We start from the raw sequence: 3445 nt of genomic DNA, 5'->3' as shown, positions 1-3445 counted from the left end.
CCATCGGTCAAAGCATGGGGGCATCGCGGCTGGGGTTGTCTCTTTCATCGCTGATCTTTCAACGTAAAGTGCTTATTCTATAACGATTATACTCGATTTTATCTTTATTTAGCGTTTAAATCCCACTAGGTTGGTTGCTCTTGCCAGCCAGCTAACACTGCGTGGCAGCGGACGGGCGAAAGCCGCTTGTGTTGAGTTCGAGGGTATCTGCCGCCGCTGCACTTTACCGTTATGCCGCTTCATCTTTTGGCGGAGGTAGTGCGATGCCGAAGGCACTGCGTAGCAGTACGCAATCGCTGTAGGGTGCGTTCCCTAATGTGGCTCCCACTGCTCCACTGATCGATTTTTGGGGAACGCACCATGCACATTGATTGAAGTTGTGGGTTAAAGTGCGATGCCGCTCTGGTGGGCCAAGTTGAGGAATGTTAGCTTTGGTTAAAATAGAGGGGCAATCCTGTAGGCTAGACTGTAAGCAGCTAACTAAATCACCCCTAATTCTTGTGATAGAGATTTCCCCATGCCCCAAGCCTTGAAAGCGATTTATCATAGTGGTACGTTCATCCTTCAAACAGCTTACGATTTACCTGAAGGCACTGAGGTGGAGCTTTTTGTAAAATCACCTCAAATTATTCCCCCAAAGATTACCGATATTGCGGCTAGGCAGAATTTTTTAAGGCTGCTTGTTGAGCGAATGCAACAAAACCCCATTCCCTCTAATGCTCCCCAGTTTACGAGAGATATGTTGCATGAACGCCGTTGACACAAATGTTTTAATTTACGTCAATGATTCGCGTGATCCCGGTAAGCAGGCAATCGCAGCTTCTCTAGTAGCTAATCTGACAGAGGGGGTTTTAATTTGGCAGGTTGCCTGCGAATATTTAGCGGCAAGCCGCAAACTTGAGCCATTTGGGTATGACAGAGCGCAAGCCTATCAGTACATTCGAGATTTGCAACAGGTTTGGTACACAGCTTTGCCAACTTGGGCTGTGATTAATCGTGCTGAGGACTTGATCAGGCGTTTTAGTTTGTCTCATTGGGATTCGATGGTGGTTGCTGCTTGTTTGGAAGCAAACGTCGAAACTCTCTATACAGAAGACTTTGGGTATTCAGACATTGATGGGCTGAAAATTGTCAATCCTTTCAAGAGTCCCTAAACCCGCCGCAGCATAACAAGGCGCTGGAGCGGACGGTCGGGAGCTCCCAGTGGTGATGCTAAGGTTGTCTGCCGCCGCTGCACTTTACCGTTCCCCACTTCCCCAAACCCCACTTCCCCACACCCTGCTCCCTGCTCCCAGAAAAAACTTTTTCCCTATGTGGGGAAAGACTCGCCAATAGACTGGACAAGAACCTCTAGATGGGCGAGGCTATGGGTGGCCATGGCAGTCAACCGCAGACGACTGGTGGGAACGGTAGGAGGACGAATTGCGGGGGCAAAAATCCCTTTTTCTAGCAGTTTTTGCGATAATTCTAGGGCTTGACCCGGATTGGCTACCGGTAAACATAAAATCGCCGCTTCTGAAGGCAATATATTAAGATTATTTAATTTACTCTTGACAAAATTAATATTTTGGTGTAGGCGTTGGCGACGTTCCGGTTCCAGACGAATAATCTCTAGAGCCATTCTAGCGGCGGCGGTGTCGGCGGGGGATAAACCGGTAGTATAAATCCAAGTAGCGGCGCGATTGCGGATAAAATCGATAATTTTGGCACTTCCTGTCACATATCCCCCTAAACTGCCCAAAGCTTTACTCAGGGTTCCCATCTGAATTAATTCCCGTCCCTGACAACCACAATATTCCACGCAACCTGTGCCATTTTCCCCCATAACCCCGGTAGCGTGGGCCTCATCCACCAAAACCATACAATTATAAATCTCGGCTAGAGCGAGAATTGCCGCTAGGGGACAGATATCCCCATCCATACTAAACACTGTATCAGTGAGCAGTAAACAATGACGATAGTGATGACGGTGGGCTAATAGCTGATTTTCTAAATCTTCGAGACTATTGTGCCGGTATTCTTTCACCGTGGCACCGCTTAACTTGGCTCCATTTTTGAGGCTAGAGTGATTGTATTGATCGCCTAAAATCAGGTCTTTCTGCCCCACTAAACAGGTAATTGTCCCCAAATTGGCTAAATATCCCGAACTAAAAACGATCGCGTCTTCGCTATTTTTAAAAGATGCGATCGCTAATTCTAAGTCTCGATGAAGATCTCGGTGTCCACTTAATAGACGCGAGCCGGTGCTTCCGGTTCCATAGCGTTGTGTCGCTGCTATGGCTGCCGCGATCATTCTTTCATCGGCTGCTAATCCCAGATAATCATTACTGGCAAAATTGAGCAGCGATCGACCCTCTAATTCTATAACGGCTCCGCCCCGGCCTTGAATGGTTTTAACCCTTCGATACCAATTGGCCCGATGGAGGGTTTTTAAGCTGTCCTCGATCCAAGAATAAGGATGATTCATGGGCGATTGTCTTAATTTAAATTGCTTGTTGAGACGAGGCAAGAGGCAAGAGGCAAAAGGCAACAGTAAAGGGATTGGGGGCGGTTCGGCTAATCTAAGAGTAAGCGGTTTAAATGCGTCTTAGCTTAGCTGGGGAAAATAGCCAGATTATTGCCGAAAAAGGCTCTTTTAAGGGTTAATAGCTTCGTAAAAACGACAATCTTGACAGGGACCTGGGGGGTTAATCGCACAGCGCAACAGTTCAGATCTGGCGTTAAAACGACAACTAGCATCCCCCATCACCCAACGTCCTTCAATCAAACTTTTTTCGTTAGGAGTGGGAGCAGTTTGTACATAAAGGGATATTTTGCGTAAACAATAGCCACCAATCTTGTATTGATACTGGTGGTGACGTTCCAAAACCGCATAGGTTTGTCCTTTTAAGGCCAAATAATTACCCGGTTGTGGCATCCAATCCAACTGTATCTCTCCCAAACTTTGCCGCGGATGGGTCAGAATAACCTCCGTTGTTAATGAATCTTGCTCCATGATTATCCCTGTATTCTGGGCTACCTTTGCTCAATGGTAGCTTAGATCTCCGAGTCGATTAATAATTATATCTCCTGCAAAAATCAAAAATCTGACCTTAGGTGAGGAGACCCCCAGACAGAAGACTCCGAGACGGGGGGAGAAAAAAGACAAGAGACAAATATCCTAGAATTGCCAATTTCCCGATTAAAGTGGAAGATAAACCGCAGGATTTTTCCGAGAATTTACTTTAAATCTCTTGCATAATTAATTTTTCAGGGTTCAAAAACGGCAAAAATAAGGACTAAATGGCATAAAGTCTGTAAATAGACTATTTAACTAATTATTATTCATTCGGCTCTTCGGGAATTGTTATGCAAATAATTAACTTAAAATAAAATTCGATGAGAGCGCCTACGCTCAAAAGTAGCTGAAATCCATACAGGGAAGGACTTAAGGCACAAACAGGTT

4 protein-coding genes are annotated in these 3445 nt (G+C 45.8%); 2 read left to right on the top strand and 2 right to left on the bottom strand.

From position 1 onward, the window contains the following. Positions 1 to 517: 517 nt before the first annotated feature. Positions 518 to 760, top strand: coding sequence for an antitoxin family protein (locus EWV68_RS13145; protein WP_002763431.1), 243 nt, complete (start codon positions 518 to 520; stop codon positions 758 to 760). Further along, entirely contained in the window at positions 747 to 1154 is a 408-nt protein-coding gene (locus EWV68_RS13140; RefSeq protein WP_061433412.1) for a PIN domain-containing protein, read from the top strand. Before EWV68_RS13145 ends, EWV68_RS13140 begins: the two co-directional genes overlap by 14 nt. A 155-nt stretch (positions 1155 to 1309) precedes the next feature. Here the strand turns inward: EWV68_RS13140 and bioF are convergent, their stop codons facing one another. Together bioF and EWV68_RS13130 are read right to left on the bottom strand one after the other, a co-directional pair. Next, complete coding sequence (bioF, locus tag EWV68_RS13135) at positions 1310 to 2467, bottom strand: 8-amino-7-oxononanoate synthase (protein ID WP_061433413.1); 1158 nt, start codon at positions 2465 to 2467, stop codon at positions 1310 to 1312. Positions 2468 to 2635: 168 nt separating this feature from the next. After that, positions 2636 to 2995 carry a DUF6464 family protein gene (locus EWV68_RS13130; protein WP_012266749.1) on the bottom strand — a complete coding sequence of 120 codons (360 nt, stop codon included), beginning with the start codon at positions 2993 to 2995 and terminating at the stop codon, positions 2636 to 2638. Between the last annotated feature and the right edge of the window lie 450 nt (positions 2996 to 3445).

Source organism: Microcystis sp. M_QC_C_20170808_M9Col, assembly GCF_007095495.1.
Lineage (GTDB): Bacteria > Cyanobacteriota > Cyanobacteriia > Cyanobacteriales > Microcystaceae > Microcystis > Microcystis aeruginosa.
This window is presented reverse-complemented; position numbering and strand designations above follow the sequence as displayed.

What these genes read in the sequence shown, in the direction of transcription:
- EWV68_RS13145 (WP_002763431.1), top strand. Translation starts at nt 518, where the DNA reads ATGCCCCAAGCCTTGAAAGCGATTTATCATAGTGGTACGTTCATCCTT.
- EWV68_RS13140 (WP_061433412.1), top strand. Translation starts at nt 747, where the DNA reads ATGAACGCCGTTGACACAAATGTTTTAATTTACGTCAATGATTCGCGT.
- bioF (WP_061433413.1), bottom strand. Translation starts at nt 2,467, where the DNA reads ATGAATCATCCTTATTCTTGGATCGAGGACAGCTTAAAAACCCTCCAT.
- EWV68_RS13130 (WP_012266749.1), bottom strand. Translation starts at nt 2,995, where the DNA reads ATGGAGCAAGATTCATTAACAACGGAGGTTATTCTGACCCATCCGCGG.